Source organism: Roseixanthobacter pseudopolyaromaticivorans (assembly GCF_043195145.2).
GTDB lineage: Bacteria > Pseudomonadota > Alphaproteobacteria > Rhizobiales > Xanthobacteraceae > NCEH01.
Genome location: NZ_CM195539.1, coordinates 3,256,731 through 3,278,720, shown reverse-complemented (window position 1 = coordinate 3,278,720; position 21,990 = coordinate 3,256,731). Strand labels below are relative to the sequence as shown.

Sequence of the window (21,990 nt, the reverse complement as noted above, 5' to 3'; positions counted from 1 at the left end):
GGAATGTGCCCCGACACAGGTGTTCATGGACGATTCCTTCCTCGCCTCCCTGCAAAACGGCTTTCGCCGCCTTCTGCCCGCCCGTTGGCGCGACGATCTCACCACGGTGCCGGTGGTTCGCCTTTCCGGCACCATCGGCATGAACACGCCGTTCCAGCAGAGCCTCACGCTCGCCAGCGTCGCCAAGACGCTGGAGCGGGCGTTCGCGGTGAAGAAGGCGCCTGCCGTGGCGCTCATCATCAATTCGCCCGGCGGCGCGCCGGTTCAATCCCACCTCATTCATAAGCGCATCCGCGCCCTGGCCGAGGAGAAGGAGAAGCACGTCTTCGCCTTCGTCGAGGATGTAGCGGCCTCCGGCGGCTATATGATCGCCTGCGCGGCGGACGAGATCTTCGTCGATCCCTCCTCGGTGGTCGGGTCCATCGGCGTTATCTCCGCCGGCTTCGGCTTCGACAAGCTGATCGAGCGCATCGGCGTCGAGCGGCGCGTGCACACCGCCGGCACCCGCAAGATGATGCTCGATCCCTTCCAGCCCGAGCGGGAAGAGGATGTGGAGCGGCTGAAGGCGCTGCAGCGCGAGATCCACCAGATGTTCGCGGACCTCGTGCGCCGCCGCCGCGGCCCGGTGCTTTCGGGCGAGGACGAACTGCTGTTCTCGGGTGAGTTCTGGGCCGGCGCGCAGGCGCTCTCGCTCGGGCTCGCGGACGGCATCGGCGATCTGCGGGAGATTCTTCAGGCGCGCTACGGGCGCACCGTGCGCACGCCGCTGGTCACGGCGCCCGGCGGTTGGCTCGGCCGGCGCGTGCCGGGTGTCGGCAGCGCGTTCCCGGCCGGTGGTGCCGTCGGCGCGGGGCTCGCCCAAGGGCTCGCGGGCGTCGCCGAGGAACGCGCCTTGTGGGCGCGCTACGGGCTGTGATCGTCACGGAAGGGGAAAGGCCATGCCTGCGTTTCTGATCGTCCTTCTCGGCGCTGCCGGCGCGGTGGCCGCGGCGCGCTTCCTCGCCCGCGAGGGGCGCCGCGTGAGCGAGACCATGGATGCCCATCGCGCCGCCGCCGGCCAAGGTCCCGCCGCCCCGCAGGCGGAGCAGGAAAAAGTCCAGGTGCTGGTGCGCGACCCCAAGACCGGAACCTATCGCCCCCGCGAGGGCTGATGGCGGGTTGAGGTGGAAATGCGCGGAAACGTTTCTCTGCCAACGTTACAGGGAATTCACTGAACCCTACGTCACGTGACGTTTATCCTTGCCGCCAGTCAGGTTTGGGGCCGCGTGGCGGATAGGTGATGCTTCAGAAATCGGAACAGGCAGGGGCGATCGTGCCGCCCGCCGTAAAACGCCGGCGCACCCGCGTCTGGTGGATCGCAGGGGCGATGGCGGTGCTTGCGGGGGCCGGCGGCTATTATGCCTATGGCCTCAATGCCGGCGCGGCGACGCCCGGTCTCGCCACGGTGCCGGTGGTGCGCGGCGATATCGAGCAGACGGTGACCGCGCTCGCGACCATCAAGCCCAAGACCTATGTGGACGTGGGCACCCAAGTCTCCGGCCAGTTGCGCAAGGTGATGGTGGCCATCGGCGACAGTGTGGAGAAAGGTCAGCTGCTCGCGCAGATCGACCCCACCGTCTACCAGACCAAGGTGCTCGGCGATCAGGCCCAGCTCGATAATCTGAAGGCCCAGCTCGCCCAGCAGCGGGCCCAGCTCGACCTCGACAAGCTGCGGGATGACCGCGCCTCGCGCCTGCTCGTCGCCAAGGCCGGTAGCCAGGATACGGCGGATGCCGCCGCCGCCACCGTCCGCATGGGCGAAGCGAAGATCGCGGCGCTGGAAGCCCAGATCCGGCAGACCCAGGCGACGCTGGACGGGGACGTGGCCAATCTCGGCTACACCAAGATCTTCGCCCCCATGTCCGGCACCGTGGTTTCCATCACCTCGGTGGAAGGCCAGACGCTGAACGCCAACCAGACCGCCCCCATCATCCTGCGCGTTGCCGATCTCGACACGATGCAGGTGTGGGCGCAGGTGGCCGAGGCCGACATTCCCAAGGTGAAGGTCGGCATGGCGGTGTATTTCACCACCCTCGGCATGCCGGAGCGGCGCTTCACCGCGAAAGTGGTGCAGGTGCTGCCGACGCCCGACACGGTCAACGACGTGGTGCTCTACAATGTGCTGATCGACGTGCCGAACCCCGAGCGGCTGCTGATGACCTCCATGAGCGCGCAGGTGTTCTTCATGCTCGGCGGCGCGAAGGATGCGCTGCTGGTGCCGCCGAGCGCGGTCCGCCCGGTCGCCCGCGGCGGCAGCAAGCGCGAGGCGCGCAACGAAGCCACCGTGCGCGTGCTGGTGAATGGCGAGGTGCAGACCCGCGCCGTGAAGACCGGCCTCTCCAGCCGCACCCAGGTCCAGATCACGGAAGGGCTGAAGGAGGGCGAACTCGTCGTCACCTCGGCCGATCCCTCGGCGCAGCGCGCGGCGCGCGGCCCCGGCATGCCCCCGCCGCCGTTTTGAGCATCGAGGCGCGCGCCGGCGCTCCGGCAGGACCCCTTTGCGCGGCCCCAAACGCGGCCGCGCCACACGAAGATACTGCGACGCCCTTGCCCTCGGGCGCGGGCGAGCCGGTGCTGGAGCTTGCCCATGTCAGCCGCATCTATCCGAGCGGCGAAAGCGTGGTGCGGGCATTGGACGATATTTCGCTCGCCATCCAGCCGGGTGAATATGTGGCCATCATGGGCCAGTCCGGCTCGGGCAAGTCCACCTTGATGAACATCATCGGCTGCCTGGACCGGCCGGATCGCGGCAGCTATCGCGTGCTCGGCCGCGACATCGCGGAGCTGGACGCGGACGAGCTTGCGGCCCTGCGCTGCCGCACCTTCGGCTTCGTGTTCCAGCGCTACAATCTCCTGCCCGCCATCTCGGCGGAGGAGAATGTGGAGATCCCGGCCATCTATGCCGGCCGTCCCAAGGCCGAGCGCATCGCCCGCGCGAAAGCCCTGCTGGCCCGGCTCGGGCTTGCGGAGCGGGCGGGCCATCGCCCCTCGCAGCTCTCGGGCGGGCAGCAGCAGCGGGTCTCCATCGCTCGCGCGCTGATGAACGAGGCGCCGGTGATCCTCGCCGACGAACCCACGGGCGCGCTCGACAGCCATTCGGGCGAGGAGGTGCTGCGCCTTCTGAAGGACCTCAACAAAGAGGGCCGCACCATTCTGCTGATCACCCACGATCCGCAGGTGGCCGCCCATGCGGACCGGGTGGTCCGCCTCCAGGACGGGCGCATCGTTTCCGATGAGCGCACCGCCCCGCCGCCGGCGCCGGCGCCGCTCACAAGCCATCGCATGAAGGTGCGCAACCATTTCCTGCCCGACCTGGGCGAGGCGGTGAAGATGGCGTTCCGCTCCATGCATGCCAATCTGTTCCGCACCCTGCTGACCCTGCTCGGGGTGATCATCGGCGTGGCGGCGGTCATCGCCATGCTGGCCATCGGCCAGGGCAGCAAGCAGGCGGTGCTGGATCGCATCGCCTCCATGGGCACCAATCTGCTGGTGGTGCGCCCCGGCGCGCCGGGGGTGCGCTCCACCGGCTCCAACGCCTCGCTGACCTATGAGGATGCGCTCGCCATCGGCGCCAACATTCCCAATGTGCGGGCGGTCTCGCCGGAACGTTCCACCACCGCCACGGCGCGGGTCGGCAATATCGATTATGCGACGCAGATCCAGGGCACCGGGCCGGGCTATACCGTCGCCCGCGACTGGGCGATGCGTGACGGCGCCATGTTCACCGAGGCGGATGTGGACGGTTACGCGCCGGTGGTGGTGCTCGGCGCGACCGTCGCGCGGGTGATGTTTCCCGGCGTGGGCAATCCTGTGGGCCGCTACATCCTCATCAAGAACGTGCCGTTCGAGGTCGCCGGGGTGCTGGCGTCGCGCGGCGCGAACGCCTTCGGCATGGACCAGGACGACCTGGTCCTGATGCCCATCTCCACTGCCTTCATGCGGGTGTTCGGCCGCCGGTTCCTGGGTACGGTCACCGTGGCCGTGGAGGATGTGACGCAGATCGACGAGACGCAGGAGGCGATTTCCGTGCTGCTGCGCCAGCGCCATCGGGCGGAGGATTTCCAGATCCGCAACACCGCCTCGATCCTGGAGATGGCCACCGCCACCGCCGACACGCTCACCCGCCTGCTGGGCTCGGTGGCGGCGATCTCGCTGCTGGTGGGCGGCATCGGGGTCATGAACATCATGCTGGTCAGCGTCACCGAGCGCACGCGCGAGATCGGCATCCGCATGGCGACCGGCGCACGGCGCGCCAACATCATGCTCCAGTTCAACACCGAAGCGCTGGTCATTTGCGGCGCCGGCGGGCTGGCGGGCGTGGTGCTGGGCCTCGGCACGGCCGTCCTGCTGAAGAGCTTCGGGACCCAGGTGGGGTTTTCCGCCGGCCCGCCCTTGCTGGCGTTCGGCTGCGCCTTCCTCACCGGCCTGCTGTTCGGCTATCTGCCGGCCCGCAAGGCTTCGCGGCTCGATCCCGTGGCGGCGCTCGCCTATGAGTGAGAGTGCTCAGGCCCGCGCGCCGGGCCTCTGGCCGGCGCCGCGCGGGCGAGGGCGGCCTAGGAGTGGGGACACTCGCGGGTGATGGCGGCCGGTTGCGGCGCGCCGCCTTTTCCGCCCTTGGGCGCGGCGCGGGGCGCATCGTCATTGGCGGGGGGCGAGAGACGCGCCGCCACGGCGCTTCCGGCGGCGGCCGGGATCGGCGAGGGAAGCGGCGGCATCACGGGGAGGATCTGGTCCGCCTCCGCCGCCTTGAGCGCCTTGGCATCCCGCTCCGCCTTGCGGCCGCGCGCGGCCTCCTGCTGGATCGAATAGAGGCCAGCGCCCACCACGAGGATGGTGCCGATGGTGGCCCAGCTGTCGGGCACATGGCCGAAGATGAAATAGCCGTAGATCAGCGCCACCGGCACCATCACATAGCGCAGCGGCGAAACCACCTGCACCGGGGCGTGGCGGAAGGCGTAGACCAGCAGCAGATTGCCGAGCGCGAAGGTTGCGCCCGTCCCGACGACGAGGGCTCCGCCCGCAAGCGTCGGGACGCTCCAGGGCTCCCATAGCGCGAAGCCCGCACCGGTGACGCCGAGCGCGACCGTGCTGGAAAGCACCACCACGCCGCCCGGCACGTTGGCGCCGATGCCGCGGGTGACGATATCGCGCAGCGAGCCGCAGGTCGCCGCGATCAGCGGCAGGATGGCGAACAGCGAGAAGGTGGCGGGATCGGGATGGGCGACGATGACCGCGCCCGAAAAGCCGATGGCGATGGCGACGGCACGCTTGAGCCCGACTTTCTCGCCCAGCAGCGGCACCGCCAGCGCGGTGGTGATGAGCGGGGCCGCCATGTAAATGGTGGTGGTGGTGGAAATGGGCAGCACCGCCAGCGCAATCACATAGAGGAAGGTGGTCGCCGAATCGAGGCTGGACCGCGCGATCACCTTGGGCTTGAACGCCCCGAGCGCATGGCGCAGCTCTCCGGTGGCCGCCAGCAGGCCGAGCACGAACAGGGTGGCGACCAGGGAGCGTGCGCCCAGCACCTCGCCCACGGGCATATGCTGCGTGGCGAGCTTCAGCATCATGTCGTTGGTGATGAACAGCAGCATGGCGGCGATCATGGCCGCGACACCGCGCAGGGTGGGGGACATCAGGCGCAGGCTCATGCCACCTCTCCCGCAGGGCGGGCCTGACGCTCCGCGCGGGATGCGGGGCTGGCGAATTCGCGGGCGGTCTTGGGGCGGCTCGGCATTTCTGCCTCGTTCGTGGGCATTATGCTCCAAGATCTAGCCGATTTGACCTTTACGCGCCGTTGCCGATTGCGCGGAGCGCAACGTCAAGTCCCTCGCCACGGGCATGGGTGCGCCATGCCCGTGCCGCAATAGGAAATGCTTTCCTAACCGCCGGTGGTGCTCATATGCCGGTGGACCGCCGGCTGGCGGGTTTTGCGATCGATGACGAAGTCGTGGCCCTTGGGCTTGCGGAAGATCGCCGCATCGATGGCGGCCTGGAGCACGCCGTCGTCCGGCGAGGCGCGCAGCGGCGCGCGCAGGTCCGCGGCATCTTCCTGGCCGAGGCACATAAACAGCGTGCCGGTGCACGTGACGCGCACGCGATTGCAGCCTTCGCAGAAATTGTGGGTCAGCGGGGTAATGAGGCCGAGCCGCCCGCCGGTTTCCTTCACTTCCAGATACCGCGCCGGTCCGCCGGTGCGATAATCGATGTCGGTGAGGGTGTAGCGCTGCGCCAGTTGCTCGCGCACCTGCGACAGGGGGAGATATTGGTCCACCCGTTCCGCGCCCACTTCCCCAAGCGGCATCACTTCGATCAGGGAGAGGTCGTGGCCCTCGCCGTGGCACCATTCCATGATGGAGGCGATCTCGTGCTCGTTCACGTCCTTCAGCGCGACCGCGTTGATCTTCACGTGGATGCCGGCCGCCTTGGCGGCGTTGACGCCCTCCAGCACCTTGCCGAGATCACCCCAGCGGGTGATGGCGCGGAATTTCTCCGCGTCCAGTGTGTCGATGGAGACATTGATGCGCTTCACTCCGCAGGCGGCGAGATCGGCGGCGTAACGGGCGAGCTGGGAGCCGTTGGTGGTGACGGTGAGTTCTTCCAGCCGGCCGGTGTCGAGATGGCGCGAGAGCGAGCGGAACAGGGTCATCACGTCGCGCCGCACCAGCGGCTCGCCGCCCGTAAGGCGCAGCTTGCGCACGCCCCGCGCCACGAACGCCGAGCACAGGCGGTCCAGCTCCTCGAGCGTCAGCAGATCCTGCTTGGGCAGGAAATTCATGTGCTCGGACATGCAATAGACGCAGCGGAAGTCGCACCGGTCCGTGACCGAGACCCGCAGATAGGTGACCGCGCGGCCGAACGTATCAACCAGCGGGCCGAGCGCACCGGCGGCGCTGCCGCCGCGGTCGCTGATATCTCTGAAGGGTAGGCTCACGCTATGCTCCACTTCCCCACGCCTTTATGCCCAGCCGGTCTGACGCCGGCCTGAACCTCCATTATATCGTATGCCCAGCACCAAATCATAGGCCCCGGCGATCACAGCGCCGAAACGGCCGGCGACAGGAGAGCGACATGACATCGGCTGACCCGGCCGCGCCGGAGATATGGCCCACGGAAGTGCGGCTGATCCACGACAAGCACGCCCTTCAGGTGAGCTTCGACGACGGCTCCAGCTTCACCTTGCCGGCCGAGTACCTGCGGGTGGAAAGCCCCTCCGCGGAGGTGCAAGGCCATGCGCCGCATGAGAAAATCACCGTGCCCGGCAAGCGCGCGGTGCGCATCGTCGCGGTGGAGCCGGTGGGCAGCTATGCGGTGCGCCTCGGCTTCGACGACGGCCACGGCACCGGACTTTATACGTGGCCTTTGCTGCGCACGCTGGGCCTGGAGCAGGAGACGCGCTTCGCGCGCTATCTCGAAGAGTTGAAGGCGCAGGGGCTTTCGCGCGGGTGAGGCGCCGGGCGGCGCTCTCTCAGGAGAGGCCGCCGATGACGCCGTGCGCATCCACGAAGATGTGCTCGGCCGCCGGCACCGAGGGCAGGCCCGGCATGGTCATGATGTCGCCCGCCAGCGCCACCACAAAGCCGGCGCCGGCGGAAAGCCGCACTTCGCGCACCGGCAGGACGTGATCGCTCGGCGCGTTGCGCGCCTTGGGGTCGGCCGAGAAGCTGTATTGCGTCTTGGCCATGCACACCGGCAGGGCGCCGAAGCCCGCCGCCTCCAGTTCCGCGAGGCGCGCGGCGGCGGTGGCGCTGAAGTTCACGCCGCCGGCATGGTAGATGCGCTTGGCCACGGTCTCGATCTTCTGCGCCAGCGGCATGGAATCGGGATAGAGCGGGCTGAACGCGTTCGGGCGCGCGGCAAGGGCCACCACCTCGTGCGCCAGGGCTTCCGCGCCAATGCCGCCGTCCGACCAATGGGTGCATACGTGCACGTTGACGCCGAGCGCGGCGAGGGTGGAGCGCACCACGTCCACCTCGCCGGGGGTGTCGGAGGTGAAGCGGTTCAGCGCCACCACCACCGGTACGCCGAAGCCGCGCATGTTCTCCACATGGCGCACCAGATTGTCGATGCCGGTATGGACGGCGCCGAGATTCTTGCCGTTGAGTTCCTTGACCGCGACGCCGCCGTGCATCTTCAGCGCCCGGATGGTGGCGACCACCACCACCGCGTCGGGGGCAAGGCCCGCCTGGCGGCATTTGATGTCCATGAATTTTTCCGCGCCGAGATCCGCGCCGAAGCCGGCTTCGGTGACCACGTAATCGGCCAGAGCCAGGGCGCTGCGGGTGGCGATCACGCTGTTGCAGCCGTGGGCGATGTTGGCGAACGGACCGCCGTGGACCAGGGCCGGCGTGTGCTCCATGGTCTGCACGAGGTTCGGCTGGAACGCGTCGCGCAGCAGCGCCACCATGGCGCCGACACCCTTCAATTCCCCGGCCGTCACCATGCGCCGGCCCCTCGTCTGGCCGATCACCATGCGGGCGAGGCGCTCTTCCAGCTCCGGCAGGGACTTGGCGAGGCAGAAGATGGCCATCACCTCGCTCGCCACGGTGATGTCGAACCCGTCCTCGCGGGGAAAGCCGTTGGGCGCGCCGCCGAGGCCGGTGACGATTTCGCGCAGCGCTCGGTCGTTGAGGTCGACCACCCGCCGCCAGGTGATGCGCCGGGCGTCGAGGTCCAGCGCATTGCCCCAATACATGTGATTGTCGATGAGGGCGGAGAGCAGATTGTGCGCCGCGCCGATGGCGTGGAGGTCGCCCGTGAAATGCAGGTTGATGTCCTGCATGGGCACGATCTGCGCCCGCCCGCCGCCGGTCGCCCCGCCCTTGGAGCCGAAGCAGGGGCCAAGGGAGGGTTCGCGCAGGCACACGGCGGTGCGTTTGCCGATCCGGCTCAGGGCATCGCCGAGGCCGATGGTGGTGGTGGTCTTGCCCTCGCCCGCAGGCGTCGGGCTGATGGCGGTGACCAGGATCAGCTTGCCGGGCTTTGCCCCGGCGCGGCTCGGGGCGATGGCGCCGGCCCCGTCCGTGAGGGTGCGCACGAAGTCCTGGGAGAGCTTGGCCTTGTGCGGGCCATAGCGGAACAGCGCGTCTGCGGGAATGCCGAGCTTTTCGCCCACCTGCTCGATCGGCAGGGGAACGACGCTTGCGGCGATGGCTGCATCGCTGGTGGGGTCGATCTGGCGTGCCGTCGTCTGGTGCATGCGGCTGTTCCCGAAGTTGGATAGAAGCGCTCTAGCCGGGAGTTGCAGAAGCGGCAAGCCTCGGCCCCGGAGGGTGCCGCCCGTAAAGGCTGAAAAACGTCTGCGGGGAGAGATGGGGCGGCCTTTTACACCTGCCTCGGCCGCGCCGTGGGCGGGCAGAGGGGGCCAGAAGGCGCCGTAAAACGCGGAAAAATCAGCCCCCAATGCAGGGGGGCAGCCCCTCAGCCGGGATCGCGGAAGCGGTTGGTGATGGGATAACGGCGGTCGCGGCCGAAATTGCGCACCGTGACCTTCACGCCCGGCGCGGCCTGCCGGCGCTTGTATTCGGCGAGGTTCAGCATGCGGTCCACCCGCTTCACCAGCGCCTCCTCGAACCCTTCCGCCACCAATTGGGCGACCGAGGTTTCCGATTCTACCAGCCGGGCGAGGATCGCGTCCAACACCTCGTAGGGCGGGAGCGAATCCTGGTCCTTCTGGTTTTCCCGCAGTTCGGCGGTGGGCGGCTTGTCGATCAGGCGCGGGGCGATCACCTCGCCGTCCGGGCCGAGCGCGCCCACCGGCTTCCAGCGGTTGCGCAAGTGGGAGAGGCGGAACACCTCGGTCTTGTACAGATCCTTGATGGGATTGTAGCCGCCGTTCATGTCGCCATAGAGCGTGGCGTAGCCGGTGGACATTTCCGACTTGTTGCCCGTGGTCACCACCATGGGGCCGAACTTGTTGGAGATCGACATCAGCAGCGTGCCGCGCACGCGGGACTGGAGGTTCTCCTCCGTCACATCCTTCTCGCGGCCGGCGAACAGGGGCGCGAGCACGCCTTCCAGCGCCTCGACCGCCGGGGCGATGGGCACGATGTCGTAGCGCACGCCGAGCTTCTCGGCCACGTCCGCCGCGTCGGCCAGGCTGTCCTGCGAGGTGTAGCGATAGGGCAGCATGATGCAATGGACCTTGTCCGGTCCGAGCGCATCCACCGCCATGGCGGTGCAGATGGCGCTGTCTACGCCGCCGGAAAGGCCGAGCACCACGCCGGGAAAGCCGTTCTTGGTCACATAGTCCCGCAGCCCGAGCACGCAGGCGGCATAATCGGCCTCATCGCCCTCGATCCGGTCGGCCAGCGGCGCCTCGATGCAGCGCCAGCCGTTGGCGAAGCGCTCCCACACGGTGAGGCGCACCCGCTCCTGGAAGCCGGGGAATTGCATGGCGAGCGTGCGGTCGGCATTCAGTGCGAACGAGGCGCCGTCGAACACCAGCTCGTCCTGGCCGCCCACCTGGTTCACATAGAGCAGCGGCAGCCCGCTCTCCACCACGCGCGCGACGGCGATGTTGGCGCGCTCGTCATAGACCGAGCGGCGGTAGGGTGAGCCATTGGGAACGATGAGGATTTCCGCGCCGGTCTCGGCGAGGCATTCCACCACGTCCGGGCCCCAGATGTCCTCGCACACCGGCACGCCGAGCCGCACGCCCTTGAACGGGATCGGGCCGGGCAGGGGGCCGGGCACGAACACCCGCTTCTCGTCGAACACGCCGTAATTGGGCAGATCCACCTTGTAGCGGATCGCGGCGATACGCCCCGCCTCCAGCAGCAGCACGGCATTGTACAGCCGGCCGTTGTCCACCCAGGGCGAACCCACCAGCAAAGCCGGGCCCTCGACGCTTTCCGCCGCGAGATCTTCGATGGCCCGCCGGCACGCCTGCTGAAAGGCCGGCTTCAGCACCAGATCCTCGGGCGGATAGCCGCACAGGAACAATTCGCTGAACACCACGAGGTCGGCGCCCTGCGCCTTGGCCTCGTCGCGCACCGCACGGATGCGCGCGGCATTGCCCGCGACATCGCCGACCACGGGATTGAGCTGGGCGGCCGCGATCAGCAGCCGGTCTGCGGGAACGGAGGAAGCAGGTTCGATCATGGCATCGCAGCTTTAGCCGCCGCCGTGCGCGGGCGGAAGGGGTGAAGGTTCAAGAGGCGGCGGGAAAGCCGTGCGTCTGGCGCAACCCCTCCGCGAGCGCGATGCCCGCGGACACGGCCACATTGAGCGAGCGCAGGCCGGGACGCAGGGGAATGAGCAGGCGCGCATCGGCGCTTGCGTGCACCTCATCGGGCACGCCGGCCGATTCGCGGCCGAACAGCAGGACATCTTGGGAGGAAAACGCGAACTCAACGTAAGGCGTGGCGCCGCGCGTGGTGAAAAGCACCAGCCGCCGCCCCTGCGCGCGCCGCCATTCCTCGAACGCCCCGAAGGAAACGTGCCGCACAAAATCCGCATGGTCGACATAATCCATGCCGGCCCTTCGGAAGGCAGCGGCGCCGAGCGGGAATCCCGCCGGTTCGATGAAATGCACCGGAACGCCGAGGCAGGCGCCGGTGCGCAGGCAGGTTCCCGCATTCTGCGCGATGTCCGGGCAATAAAGGGCGAGGATCATGTGGGTCACGCGCTCCGCTGTGCAAATATGGCTATATCGTGCCAGTGTTCGGGCAGAAGCAGGACCGCGTGCCGCACGGTGTTGATCTGGACAAGGGCAAAAGAGGGTGCAATTAGAGGCACTCGAAGGTGGCTCTTTGCGTAAGCGGAGCTGTCACATTCGACCTCGCGTCGCGCGCGGCCCGGCCTGGGATTCCCGTGCAACGATTATCCCGCAGGAACTGCGCGCCGCGATGGTCTGATCGGACAGACGAGTGAGGACAAGCGCCGTGGCACATACGGAGACGTCGGGAACCAACCGCCGGGACTTCCTTTATATCGCGACCGGCGCTGTCGGCGCGGTGGGCGTCGCCGGAATGATCTGGCCGTTCGTTTCCCAGCTGCAGCCGGATGCCTCCGTGCTCGCGCTCTCCACCACCGAGGTGGACCTGTCGCCGATCCAGGAAGGCCAGATCGTGACCTTCATGTGGCGCGGCAAGCCGATCTTCGTGTTCAACCGCCTCGCGAAGGACGTGGAGCTGGCCCGCGCGGTGCCGCTCAACCAGCTGATCGACCCGCAGACCGACCAGGACCGCGTGAAGGCCGGCCACGACAAGTGGCTCGTGGTGATCGGCATCTGCACCCATCTCGGCTGCGTCCCGCTCGGCCACCAGGGCAATTACGACGGCTGGTTCTGCCCCTGCCACGGCTCGCAATATGATTCGTCCGGCCGCGTGCGCGTCGGGCCGGCGCCGCTGAATCTGGCGGTGCCGCCGTACAATTTCGTTTCTGACTCCAAGATCGTGATTGGCTGACGCGCGGTCGTCGCCCGCTCAAAAAAGGTTGGACCCATGGAAGGACATTCCACCTACCAGCCCCAGGGAAAGATCGCGCGCTGGTTCGAGAGCCGGTTGCCGATCATGGGGCTCATGCATTCCTCGGCGGTGGCCTATCCCACGCCGAAGAATTTGAACTATTGGTACACGTTCGGCGCCATCCTCACGATGATGCTGGGCGTGCAGATCCTGTCCGGCGTCGTGCTGGCGATGCACTACACCGCGTATGCGCCGATCTCCTTCGCCCGCGTCGAGCACATCATGCGCGACGTGAGCTTCGGCTGGCTGCTGCGCTACATTCACGCCAACGGCGCCTCGATGTTCTTCATCGCGGTCTACATCCACATCTTCCGCGGCCTCTATTACGGCTCCTACAAGGCGCCCCGCGAAGTGCTGTGGATCCTCGGCGTGATCATCTACCTGCTGATGATGGCCACCGCCTTCATGGGCTATGTGCTGCCGTGGGGCCAGATGTCCTATTGGGGCGCCACCGTCATCACCAACCTGTTCTCTGCCATTCCGCTGGTCGGCAAGGTGATCGTAGAATGGCTGTGGGGCGGCTATTCGGTCGGTGACCCGACACTGAACCGCTTCTTCGCCCTGCATTACCTGCTGCCCTTCATGATCGCGGGCGTCGTGATCCTGCACATCTGGGCGCTGCACCATGTGGGCCAGAACAATCCCGACGGCGTGGAAGTGAAGAGCGTCGCCAAGGACACCGTGCCGTTCACCCCCTACGCGACGGTGAAGGACATCTTCGGCATGGTGGTGTTCCTGCTGTTCTTCTCCTACTTCATCTTCTACATCCCGAACTACATGGGCCATCCGGACAATTATATCCCGGCGAACCCGCTCTCCACCCCCGCGCACATCGTGCCGGAATGGTACTTCCTGCCCTTCTACGCGATCCTGCGCTCGATCCCGGACAAGCTCGGCGGCGTGCTCGCCATGTTCAGCGCCATCGCGGTGCTGGCCTTCCTGCCCTGGCTTGACACCTCCAAGGTGCGCTCGGCCCGCTACCGTCCCCTCTACCGCCAGTTCTTCTGGATCTTCGCGGTGGTGGCGGTGGGCCTCGGCTATCTCGGCTCGCAGCCGGCGGAAGGCGGTTTCGTCATCGCCTCGCGCATCCTGACGGCCTATTACTTCATTCACTTCCTCATCATCCTGCCTCTGCTCGGCCTGTTCGAGCGCCCGAAGCCGCTTCCGGCCTCCATCGCGGACGCCGTCCTGGCGCGCAATGGCGCGACGGTGGTAGCGGGCGCGGCCGCCCCGCAGACCAAGGGCTGAGCGAGCACGCGGAGAGAGAGATGATCAAGCGCAGTATCCTCTTCGGTGCCGTTGCGGCGGCCCTCGTGCTCGGTGCGCCGGCGCGGGCCGCCGAGGGCGGGCACGACGACCTTCCCCACCGGGAATCCTGGTCGTTCGCCGGTCCCTTCGGCAGTTTCGACCAGGGGCAGCTCCAGCGTGGCTTCAAGGTGTTCCGCGAAGTCTGCGCCAGCTGCCACTCGGCGAATTTCTTCTACTTCCGCAACCTGTCGCAGCCCGGCGGCCCCGGCTTCAGCGAAGCCCAAGCCAAGGCGGTGGCGAGCGAATACCAGATCACCGACGGTCCGAACGACCAGGGCGAGATGTTCCAGCGCCCCGGCCGCCTCTCGGATCATTGGCCGGCGCCGTTCCCCAACGACCCGGCCGCGCGCGTGGCCAATGGCGGCGCCCTGCCGCCGGACTTCTCGGTGCTCGCCAAGGCGCGCGCCAGCCACGTCGGCTTCCCGGGCTTCATCCTGGACGCTTTCACGCAGTATCAGGAAGGCGGGGTGGACTATATCCACGCCTTGCTGAACGGCTATGTGGACCCGCCGGAAGGCACCAAGGTGCAGCCCGGCCTGCACTACAACAAATATTTCCCCGGTCACCAGATCGCCATGCCCAAGCCGATCAGCGACGGGCAGGTGGAATACACCGACGGCACCCCGGCGACGCTGGATAATTATTCCCGCGACGTGTCCGCCTTCATGATGTGGATGGCCGAGCCCCATCTCGACGCGCGCAAGCGCATCGGCTTCCAGGTCATCATCTTCCTGATCGTGCTCTCGGGCCTGCTGTACTTCACCAAGAAGAAGGTCTGGAAGGACGTGGCGCACTGAGCGCTGCTTCCGGCATCGAGAAGACCGAAGGGCCCCGCGCGGGGCCCTTTTCTTTGGGCGGCGCGCACCCTGGAGAACCGCTGTCACCGACGGCGACCGCGATCTCTGCGTGGAGCGATCTGCGCATCCGGCGGCAGGTGCGCGGGACGCAAGGGTGCTTGCGGTCGCCGAATTTCGGATTGGCGAACATCGCCCGAAATGGCGGTGTCGTCCGCGTAACACGCCCGAAAAGGCGCGGAGAAGCGTCACAAAACCCCTGTTCGTCCGCGCTAAGCCATTGTTTCACGTGAAACATTTTCTCCGCGCCGGGCCGTAACCCGCCGCGCCGGCGCGGATTTTCCCTAGGCCTGGGCGGCGAACACCCGGTAGCGGCGCGGCACCAAGCCGACCTGCGAGCCGATCGCCAGCCCCTCGCCAAACGGCACCGCCGCTTCCACCACCACATGGCCGGTGGGCACGACGATCTCGATGTCGGCCCGGCGGATCGGCCCAAACGTGCGCACCGCCAGCACCTTGCCGAAGAACGGTGCCTGCGCGGGATCGGCCAGATCCACCTCGTGCGGCCGCGCCAGCAGGCGGGCCGGCCCCTCTGCGGCGCCTTGGGAATCGAGCGCGATCGCCCGCTCCCCCAGGAACAGCTTGCCGTTGCGCACATCCGCCGGCAGCGCCAAACTTTCCCCAATGAAATCATGCACGAAGGCGGTGGCGGGGCTCTCATAGACCTCGCCGGGCGTGCCGATCTGCTCGATCTTGCCCTTGCCCATCACCACCACCCGGTCGGCCAATTCCAGCGCCTCTTCCTGGTCGTGGGTCACGAGCACGGAGGTGACGGGCAGCTCCTCGTGCAAATGCCGCAGCCACCGGCGCAATTCCTTGCGCACCTTGGCGTCGAGCGCGCCGAACGGCTCGTCCAGCAGCAGGGTGCGGGGCGAAATGGCGAGCGCGCGGGCGAGCGCCACCCGTTGGCGCTGGCCGCCGGAGAGCTGGGCCGGATAGCGATCCGCCAGCCAGTCGATCTGCACCAGGGACAGCAGCTCGTTCACCTTGGCGCGGATCGCGGCCTCGGGAAGCTTGTCCGCCCCCTTGCGCACCCGCAGGCCGAACGCGACATTCTCGAACACGCTCATATGGCGGAACAGGGCGTAGTGCTGGAACACGAAGCCCACGTTGCGCTCGCCCACTGAGCGGTTCAGCGCATCCTCTCCATCGAACCGGATCTCGCCGCTGTCCGGCCATTCCAGGCCGGCGATGATGCGCAGCAGCGTCGTCTTGCCCGAGCCGGAGGGGCCGAGCAGCGCCACCAGCTCGCCGGTGGGAATATGCAGGTTCACCCGGTCCAGCGCGGCGAAGGCCTTGTAGGTCTTGGTGATATTGACGACGTCGATGCTCATCGTGGGTCCTCTTCCGCGAGCCGGCTTTCGAGGATGGTCTTGGCGATCAGCGTGACCAGGGCCAGCAGAGCAAGCAGGGAGGCGACCGCGAACGAGGCGCCGAACTGATACTCATTATAGAGAATCTCGATATGCAGCGGCATGGTGTTGGTGAGCCCGCGCACATGGCCCGACACCACCGACACCGCGCCGAACTCGCCCATGGCGCGGGCGTTACACAGCAGCACGCCGTAGAGCAGCGCCCATTTCACATTGGGCAGCGTCACGCGGAAGAAGGTGGAGAGGCCCGAGGCGCCCAGCGAGATCGCCGCCTCCTCCTCCGCCGTGCCCTGCTCCTGCATCAGCGGGATCAACTCGCGCGCGACGAAGGGGAAGGTGACGAAGATGGTGGCGAGCACGATGCCGGGCAAGGCGAAGATGATCTTCACATCCCAGGCCTGGAGATAGGCGGCAAACAGGCCCTGGCTGCCGAATAGCAGCACATAGATCAGGCCCGCCACCACCGGAGAAACGGAAAAGGGCAGGTCGATCAGGGTGATGAGCAGGCTCTTGCCCTTGAAATCGAACTTGGCGATGGCCCAGGAGGCCACCAGGCCGAAGATCAGATTGGCGCTCACGGAGATCGCCGCAACCAGCAGGGTCAGACGGATCGCGGCAAGCGCGTCGGGATCGGACAGGGCGGAAATATAAGCGGAAACGCCGCGCTTGAAGGCTTCCACGAACACCAGCAGCAGCGGCAAGCCGATGAACAGGCCGAGAAAGGCGAGCGCCACCAGCGTCAACGCGATGCGCACCGCCGCCGGCTCCGTGCGGGCGGGTCGGTGGCCGTTCTGGGTCCGCGTGGCCTTCAAGAGGGTCGGCGGCCCGTCGGACGCGAGCGGCCGGGCAAGGGAGGTCGGCTCCACGGCGCTCAATGTTCCCTCCCGCCACGGCTCTCGGCCCAGCTCTGAAGGCGATTGATGATGAACAAGAGCACGAAGGAGGCGAGCAGCATCACGCTGGCAATGGCGGTGGCGTCCGCATAGCGGAATTCCTCCAGCCGGATCACGATGAGCAGCGGCGCGATTTCCGAGACGCCCGGCAGGTTGCCGGCGATGAAGATGACCGAGCCGTATTCGCCCACGGCCCGTGCAAAAGCCATCGCGAATCCGGTCAGCAGGGCCGGCCAGATGGTGGGCAGCACCACCCGCCAGATGGTCTGGCCGCGGGTGGCGCCGAGGCTGGCTGCGGCATCCTCCAGCTCCGCATCGAGATCGGCCAGTACCGGCTGCACCGTGCGCACCACGAACGGCAGGCCAATGAAGACCAAAGCGACAAGGATGCCCAGGGGCGTGAACGATACCTGGATGCCGAGCGGCGCCAGCAGGCTGCCGATCCAGCCGTTCTCGGCATAAAGGGTGGTCAGCGCGATGCCCGCAACCGCCGTGGGCAGGGCGAAGGGGATGTCGATGACGGCATCCACCACCCGCTTGAAGGGAAAGTCGTAGCGCACCAAGACCCAGACCACGAGGCCGCCGAACACGAGATTGATGGCGGCGGCGGCGAGCGACAGGCCGAACGAAATCTGTAACGCATGCAGCGTGCGCGCGTTGCTCATGATGGTCACGAGCCGGTCGAAGCTCAATTCGCTGGTCTTGAGGAACAAGGCGGAGAGCGGCAGCAGCACGATCAGGCAGAGCCACGTCAGCGTCAGCCCAAATGTGATCCCGAAGCCCGGAATGACGCTGGGCTTGCGGAAAGTTAGCCGCGATGCGGTGGCAGTGGCCATCGTGTTCTTTCGGTCAGGTCCCTGATGCCCCCGATCCTGATCCCAAGCGGACGCACGGGAAAGGGGGAAGGAGAAGGCTGAACCGGCCCGCGCGCCAAAACGGCCGTGGGCCGATCGCTCCCACCCCCATGGTCAGGGGTGGAAGATAATCGGTCCAGATCAATTGCTGTAGATCTGATCGAAGACGCCACCGTCCGAAAAATGGGTCTTCTGCGCCTTCGCCCAGCCGCCGAACACCTGATCGATGGTGAACAGCTCGACGGCGGCGAACTTGTCCTTATACTTGGCAGCGACCGCGGGATCGCGCGGGCGATAATAGTTTTTGGCTGCTATCTCCTGGCCTTCCGGCGAATAGAGATACTTCAGATAGTCCTCGGCAACCTTGCGGGTGCCGCGCTTGTCCACGACCTTGTCCACCACCGCGACCGGCGGCTCCGCCAGGATGGAGAGCGAGGGGGTGATGATGTCGAACTTGTCCGGCCCCAACTCGTTGATGGAGAGGTAGGCCTCGTTCTCCCAGGCGATCAGCACGTCGCCGATGCCGCGTTCGACGAAGGTCACCGTGGAGCCGCGCGCGCCGGTGTCCAGCACGGGCGCGTTCTTGAACAGGGCCGCGACGAATTCCTTCGCCTTGGCTTCATCCCCGCCATTGTGCTTGAGGGCATAGCCCCAGGCCGCGAGATAATTCCAGCGCGCGCCGCCCGAGGTCTTCGGATTCGGCGTCACCACCTTGATGCCGGGCTTGATCAGGTCGTTCCAGTCCTTGATGCCCTTGGGATTGCCCTTGCGCACCAGGAAAACGATGGTGGAGGTGTAGGGCGCAGCATTGTCCGGCAACCTTTTCTGCCAATCGGCGGCAATAAGGCCGCGCTCGGCGATGGCATCGATGTCATAGGCCAGCGCGAGGGTCACGACGTCCGCCTCGAGGCCGTCGATGACCGAGCGCGCCTGCTTGCCGGAGCCGCCGTGGGACTGGCGCACCGTCAACGTTTCCCCGGGCGTGTCCTTGGCCAGCTTGGCCGCGAAGGCCTTGTTGAATTCCACATAGAATTCGCGGGTCGGATCGTAGGAGACGTTGAGCAGCGTCACCTCGGCAGCGAGCGCCGGCGCAGCGGCGAGCGACAGGGCCAGCGTGGCGGCCGCGAGGCGGGGAAAGGAGAAGCGAGCGGACATGGTTCCTCCGGCTGGGACATCCATGCCGCACCGGAAGGCGTGCGGCCAGGGACGAAAGATCGTTCGGATTTAAGAACGATGTCACCGCTTCACCGGTCGGTCAATATTTTACTACATAAAATCGATAGAAATTTATCTCACCGCTTTACGCTGTTCTTCTCAGGTGAATTCCGCATTCTGTCTTGGCTGCGCCACGCCAACGGCCGGCCCGCGCATCCTCGCCCGGAGCCACGCGGCTGGTGCAGGGCATGCAGCCGATGGAGGCAAAGCCAAACTTCTTCATGGGGTGCTCGGGCAGATCGTGGGCATGGATCCAGCCCGCAATCTCCGCCGGGCCGAGCGCCGCAAGAGGATTGAACTTGATGTGCCGGCCATCCGCTTCCACAACCGGGATGCGCAGCCGCGTCACGGCCTGGTACCGCTTGCGGCCGTTCAGCCAGGCATCGAACGGGGCCAGCGCCCGCTCCAGCGGTTCCACCTTGCGCAGGGCGCAACACGCATCCGTATTCGAGGCCCAGAGATCATTGTCGCCGTCCCGCGCCGTCCGTGCAGCTTCGTTGGGATGGGAGGTCAGCACCTGCGTCAGCCCGAGGCGATCGATGAGCTGGTCGCGATAGGCCAGCGTTTCGGGAAAGAGATGCCCGGTATCGAGGAAGAGAACCGGCATCGTGTGGTCCACCTGCGAGACCATGTGCAGCAACACCACCGATTCCGCGCCGAAGGACGACACCGTGGCCACGCGGTCGCCGAAGGCTTCCCGGGCGGCGGCGATGATCGCCAGCGGGTCGGCATCTTCAAGCCGAGCCTCGAGGCGTGCGGCGTGGCGGGTGAGCGTGGCTTCGGCTTCAGGCAGAGGCGATAGATTGCTCATGGCGATGTCCTCAGCCCTGCCGCGCGGCGGCAAGGCGGGCCCGCAAGGCGGTGGGACGTCCATCGGCTGTGGGCTGGTAGAAAACGGAATAGGTTTTCAGCGCTTCTTCCAGGGCGCCAGCGTCGCCGGGCTTGGAAATCTCGAACGCATTGAAGCCGCAACGCACCATCATCAGCAATTGGTCGCGCAGCACGTTTCCGGCCGCGCGCAGTTCGCCGGCGAAGCCGAGCCGCTCGCGCAGGAGCCGCGCCTGGGTATAGGCGCGCCCGTCGCGGAACTTCGGGAAGGTCAGCACGATCAGGGCGATCTGGTGCAGGTGCGGCTCGAGGGTGCGCACGTCCGCATCGTTGGGCACCAGCACGCCCATCGGCTCGTTCCGGCCGGCGAGTGTCTCGCGCTCGGCGAGGAAGCGGACGAGCGGAATCAGCACCGGGCCGGAGGGCAGGGGCGTGCCATCCTCGATGCGGACGAAGGGGTCGAGCGTTGCGACGCCGTTCTTAACCAGCGACATAGGCGCGCTCCTTGAAGGGCTCGATGCCGAGGCGCTGAACCACGGAGATGAAGCTCTCCGATTTGTCGTGCCGCAGGTGCAGATAGGTATCGACGATGCGTTCCACCACATCGACCACCTCGGTCTCGGAGACCGCAGGCCCCAGAAGCTCGCCCAGGCGCGCCTTGTGATTGGCCTTTCCGCCCAAGGTGATTTGGTAGAATTCCTGGTCCTTCTTCTCCACCCCGAGAATGCCGATGTGGCCCACATGGTGGTGGCCGCAGGCGTTGATGCAGCCAGAAATGTTGATGTGCATGCGCCCCACGTCGGCGATACGGTCATTGTCCGCGAACCGCTCGGTGATGCGCTGGGCCAGCGGGATCGACCGGGTATTGGCGAGCGCGCAATAATCCAGGCCCGGGCAGGCGATGATGTCGGTCACCAGGCCGACATTGGGGGTTGCCAGGCCCTGGGCGGAAAGCTGCTGCCACAAGGCGTAGAGATCCTTCTGCCGCACATGGGGCAAGGTCAGGTTCTGCTCGTGGGCGACGCGGATCTCGCCATAGCCGTAACGCTCTGAAAGATCAGCGATCGCGTCCATCTGCTCGGCGGTCGCATCGCCCGGAGGCTTGCCGACGGGCTTGAGCGAGATGGTGACGATGGCATGTCCCGCCACCTTGTGGGCATTCACGGAATTCGCGTGCCAACGGGCAAATTCGCGATCCTTCGCCAGGGATTCGGCGAGTTCCGGCGACTGTTCGGGCAGAATTTCAAAATCGGGAGTCTGGAAATGATCGCGGATGGTGTCGATCGCCGCATCGTCCAGGGCGAGGGCCCCGTCCTTGATCTGCGCCCACTCCTCTTCCACCCGGCGGGTGAATTCCTCGGTGCCGATTTCATGCACCTGGATCTTGATGCGCGCCTTGTAGATGTTGTCGCGCCGGCCGCCTGAATTGTAGGTGCGCAGGATCGCTTCCAGATAGGAGAGCAGGTCGCGCTTGGGCAGGAACTCGCGGATCGTCTTGCCGATGAAGGGGGTGCGGCCGAGGCCGCCGCCGACGATCACCTCGAAGCCGGTTTCCCCATCCTTCTTGTGAAGGCGCAGGCCGATGTCGTGCACGCGGATGGCGGCTCGGTCGTGCTTGGCGGCGGTGATGGCGATCTTGAACTTGCGCGGCAGGTACGTGAATTCGGGATGCAGCGTCGACCATTGGCGGATGAGTTCCGCATAGAGGCGCGGGTCCTCGATCTCCTCCGGCGTGGCGCCGGCCCATTGGTCGGTGGTGGTATTGCGGATGCAATTGCCCGAGGTCTGGAGCCCGTGCATGCCGGCCTTGGCGAGATCGTCCATGGCGTCCGGCAGTTCAGCGAGCTTGATCCAGTTGAACTGGATGTTCTGCCGGGTGGTGAAATGCCCGTAGCCCTTGTCGTAACGACGCGCCACATGGGCGAGCACGCGCATCTGCGGTGCCGAAAGCGTGCCGTAGGGAATGGCGATACGCAGCATGTAGGCATGCAATTGCAGATACACGCCGTTCATCAGCCGCAGCGGCTTGAACTCTTCCTCGTTCAGTTCGCCGCTGAGGCGGCGTTCGACCTGATCGCGGAACTCGCGGACCCGCTCCTGGAGGAAAGTGCGGTCGAATTCGTCATAGACATACATCGTATGGATCCGGTGCGGGGGCG

The 21,990-nt window shown here is 66.6% G+C and carries 20 protein-coding genes; 8 read left to right on the top strand and 12 right to left on the bottom strand.

The annotated features are described in order from the left end of the window. Positions 1 to 25 precede the first annotated feature (25 nt). From V5F68_RS15600 to V5F68_RS15585, 4 genes are all read left to right on the top strand, one after another. Positions 26 to 916, top strand: a complete 891-nt coding sequence (locus V5F68_RS15600; RefSeq protein WP_394013434.1) for a S49 family peptidase — start codon at positions 26 to 28, stop codon at positions 914 to 916. A 22-nt stretch (positions 917 to 938) separates the two neighbouring features. After that, entirely contained in the window at positions 939 to 1,151 is a 213-nt protein-coding gene (locus tag V5F68_RS15595; RefSeq protein WP_348844527.1) for a hypothetical protein, read from the top strand. 128 nt (positions 1,152 to 1,279) lie between these two features. Further along, complete coding sequence (locus V5F68_RS15590; protein WP_394013433.1) at positions 1,280 to 2,500, top strand: efflux RND transporter periplasmic adaptor subunit; 1,221 nt, start codon at positions 1,280 to 1,282, stop codon at positions 2,498 to 2,500. An 86-nt stretch (positions 2,501 to 2,586) separates the two neighbouring features. After that, the gene (locus V5F68_RS15585; RefSeq protein WP_394013432.1) at positions 2,587 to 4,536 is read left to right on the top strand and encodes a MacB family efflux pump subunit; all 1,950 of its coding nucleotides are present in this window, start codon (positions 2,587 to 2,589) and stop codon (positions 4,534 to 4,536) included. Between the two features lie 56 nt (positions 4,537 to 4,592). Here V5F68_RS15585 and V5F68_RS15580 read toward each other — a convergent pair whose 3' ends face one another. Next, a complete protein-coding gene (locus tag V5F68_RS15580) occupies positions 4,593 to 5,687 on the bottom strand; it encodes a DMT family transporter (RefSeq protein ID WP_394013431.1) in 1,095 nt (364 codons plus the stop codon). A 230-nt stretch (positions 5,688 to 5,917) separates the two neighbouring features. Continuing rightward, positions 5,918 to 6,949 carry a GTP 3',8-cyclase MoaA gene (moaA, locus tag V5F68_RS15575; RefSeq protein WP_394013495.1) on the bottom strand — a complete coding sequence of 344 codons (1,032 nt, stop codon included), beginning with the start codon at positions 6,947 to 6,949 and terminating at the stop codon, positions 5,918 to 5,920. 158 nt (positions 6,950 to 7,107) lie between these two features. On the opposite strand from moaA, the gene V5F68_RS15570 reads away from it, so the two are divergent. Beyond that, positions 7,108 to 7,485 carry a gamma-butyrobetaine hydroxylase family protein gene (locus V5F68_RS15570; protein ID WP_348844531.1) on the top strand — a complete coding sequence of 126 codons (378 nt, stop codon included), beginning with the start codon at positions 7,108 to 7,110 and terminating at the stop codon, positions 7,483 to 7,485. A gap of 19 nt (positions 7,486 to 7,504) precedes the next feature. On the opposite strand, the gene V5F68_RS15565 is transcribed toward V5F68_RS15570, so the two are convergent. The 3 genes from V5F68_RS15565 to V5F68_RS15555 form a co-directional block, all read right to left on the bottom strand. After that, entirely contained in the window at positions 7,505 to 9,235 is a 1,731-nt protein-coding gene (locus V5F68_RS15565; protein WP_394013430.1) for a formate--tetrahydrofolate ligase, read from the bottom strand. A gap of 221 nt (positions 9,236 to 9,456) precedes the next feature. Then, positions 9,457 to 11,139 carry an NAD+ synthase gene (locus V5F68_RS15560; protein WP_394013429.1) on the bottom strand — a complete coding sequence of 561 codons (1,683 nt, stop codon included), beginning with the start codon at positions 11,137 to 11,139 and terminating at the stop codon, positions 9,457 to 9,459. 49 nt (positions 11,140 to 11,188) lie between these two features. After that, positions 11,189 to 11,653, bottom strand: coding sequence for a tRNA (cytidine(34)-2'-O)-methyltransferase (locus tag V5F68_RS15555; RefSeq protein ID WP_394013428.1), 465 nt, complete (start codon positions 11,651 to 11,653; stop codon positions 11,189 to 11,191). Positions 11,654 to 11,921: 268 nt separating this feature from the next. Between V5F68_RS15555 and petA the strand changes: the two genes are divergently transcribed. The 3 genes from petA to V5F68_RS15540 are packed head-to-tail and all read left to right on the top strand — an operon-like array spanning position 11,922 to position 14,611. Then, a complete protein-coding gene (petA, locus tag V5F68_RS15550; protein WP_348844535.1) occupies positions 11,922 to 12,446 on the top strand; it encodes a ubiquinol-cytochrome c reductase iron-sulfur subunit in 525 nt (174 codons plus the stop codon). 36 nt (positions 12,447 to 12,482) lie between these two features. Then, positions 12,483 to 13,754: a cytochrome b gene (locus V5F68_RS15545; RefSeq protein WP_394013427.1), complete on the top strand. Its 1,272-nt coding sequence runs from the start codon at positions 12,483 to 12,485 to the stop codon at positions 13,752 to 13,754. A 20-nt stretch (positions 13,755 to 13,774) separates the two neighbouring features. After that, on the top strand, positions 13,775 to 14,611 hold the full coding sequence (locus V5F68_RS15540; RefSeq protein ID WP_394013426.1) for a cytochrome c1: 837 nt from the start codon (positions 13,775 to 13,777) through the stop codon (positions 14,609 to 14,611). A gap of 341 nt (positions 14,612 to 14,952) precedes the next feature. Here V5F68_RS15540 and V5F68_RS15535 read toward each other — a convergent pair whose 3' ends face one another. From V5F68_RS15535 to V5F68_RS15505, 7 genes are all read right to left on the bottom strand, one after another. Then, positions 14,953 to 16,002, bottom strand: coding sequence for a sulfate/molybdate ABC transporter ATP-binding protein (locus V5F68_RS15535; RefSeq protein WP_394013425.1), 1,050 nt, complete (start codon positions 16,000 to 16,002; stop codon positions 14,953 to 14,955). Continuing rightward, a complete protein-coding gene (cysW, locus tag V5F68_RS15530; protein WP_394013494.1) occupies positions 15,999 to 16,853 on the bottom strand; it encodes a sulfate ABC transporter permease subunit CysW in 855 nt (284 codons plus the stop codon). The genes V5F68_RS15535 and cysW overlap by 4 nt, the downstream gene beginning before the upstream one ends. Before the next feature lie 59 nt (positions 16,854 to 16,912). Then, on the bottom strand, positions 16,913 to 17,770 hold the full coding sequence (gene cysT, locus V5F68_RS15525; RefSeq protein ID WP_394013424.1) for a sulfate ABC transporter permease subunit CysT: 858 nt from the start codon (positions 17,768 to 17,770) through the stop codon (positions 16,913 to 16,915). Between the two features lie 159 nt (positions 17,771 to 17,929). Then, complete coding sequence (locus V5F68_RS15520) at positions 17,930 to 18,943, bottom strand: sulfate ABC transporter substrate-binding protein (RefSeq protein WP_394013423.1); 1,014 nt, start codon at positions 18,941 to 18,943, stop codon at positions 17,930 to 17,932. 145 nt (positions 18,944 to 19,088) lie between these two features. Continuing rightward, positions 19,089 to 19,814 carry a phosphoadenylyl-sulfate reductase gene (locus tag V5F68_RS15515; RefSeq protein ID WP_394013422.1) on the bottom strand — a complete coding sequence of 242 codons (726 nt, stop codon included), beginning with the start codon at positions 19,812 to 19,814 and terminating at the stop codon, positions 19,089 to 19,091. A 10-nt stretch (positions 19,815 to 19,824) separates the two neighbouring features. Next, entirely contained in the window at positions 19,825 to 20,325 is a 501-nt protein-coding gene (locus V5F68_RS15510) for a DUF934 domain-containing protein (protein WP_394013421.1), read from the bottom strand. Next, positions 20,312 to 21,967 carry a nitrite/sulfite reductase gene (locus V5F68_RS15505; protein WP_394013420.1) on the bottom strand — a complete coding sequence of 552 codons (1,656 nt, stop codon included), beginning with the start codon at positions 21,965 to 21,967 and terminating at the stop codon, positions 20,312 to 20,314. The genes V5F68_RS15510 and V5F68_RS15505 overlap by 14 nt, the downstream gene beginning before the upstream one ends. Between the last annotated feature and the right edge of the window lie 23 nt (positions 21,968 to 21,990).

Excerpts from the sequence above, each read along its gene's own strand:
- V5F68_RS15595 (WP_348844527.1), top strand. The coding sequence starts at position 939 with ATGCCTGCGTTTCTGATCGTCCTTCTCGGCGCTGCCGGCGCGGTGGCC.
- V5F68_RS15600 (WP_394013434.1), top strand. The coding sequence starts at position 26 with ATGGACGATTCCTTCCTCGCCTCCCTGCAAAACGGCTTTCGCCGCCTT.
- V5F68_RS15505 (WP_394013420.1), bottom strand. The coding sequence starts at position 21,967 with ATGTATGTCTATGACGAATTCGACCGCACTTTCCTCCAGGAGCGGGTC.
- V5F68_RS15515 (WP_394013422.1), bottom strand. The coding sequence starts at position 19,814 with ATGAGCAATCTATCGCCTCTGCCTGAAGCCGAAGCCACGCTCACCCGC.
- V5F68_RS15545 (WP_394013427.1), top strand. The coding sequence starts at position 12,483 with ATGGAAGGACATTCCACCTACCAGCCCCAGGGAAAGATCGCGCGCTGG.
- V5F68_RS15520 (WP_394013423.1), bottom strand. The coding sequence starts at position 18,943 with ATGTCCGCTCGCTTCTCCTTTCCCCGCCTCGCGGCCGCCACGCTGGCC.
- V5F68_RS15570 (WP_348844531.1), top strand. The coding sequence starts at position 7,108 with ATGACATCGGCTGACCCGGCCGCGCCGGAGATATGGCCCACGGAAGTG.
- V5F68_RS15590 (WP_394013433.1), top strand. The coding sequence starts at position 1,280 with ATGCTTCAGAAATCGGAACAGGCAGGGGCGATCGTGCCGCCCGCCGTA.
- V5F68_RS15555 (WP_394013428.1), bottom strand. The coding sequence starts at position 11,653 with ATGATCCTCGCCCTTTATTGCCCGGACATCGCGCAGAATGCGGGAACC.
- V5F68_RS15535 (WP_394013425.1), bottom strand. The coding sequence starts at position 16,002 with ATGAGCATCGACGTCGTCAATATCACCAAGACCTACAAGGCCTTCGCC.
- V5F68_RS15540 (WP_394013426.1), top strand. The coding sequence starts at position 13,775 with ATGATCAAGCGCAGTATCCTCTTCGGTGCCGTTGCGGCGGCCCTCGTG.
- V5F68_RS15560 (WP_394013429.1), bottom strand. The coding sequence starts at position 11,139 with ATGATCGAACCTGCTTCCTCCGTTCCCGCAGACCGGCTGCTGATCGCG.
- V5F68_RS15580 (WP_394013431.1), bottom strand. The coding sequence starts at position 5,687 with ATGAGCCTGCGCCTGATGTCCCCCACCCTGCGCGGTGTCGCGGCCATG.
- V5F68_RS15565 (WP_394013430.1), bottom strand. The coding sequence starts at position 9,235 with ATGCACCAGACGACGGCACGCCAGATCGACCCCACCAGCGATGCAGCC.
- cysT (WP_394013424.1), bottom strand. The coding sequence starts at position 17,770 with ATGGCCACTGCCACCGCATCGCGGCTAACTTTCCGCAAGCCCAGCGTC.
- V5F68_RS15510 (WP_394013421.1), bottom strand. The coding sequence starts at position 20,325 with ATGTCGCTGGTTAAGAACGGCGTCGCAACGCTCGACCCCTTCGTCCGC.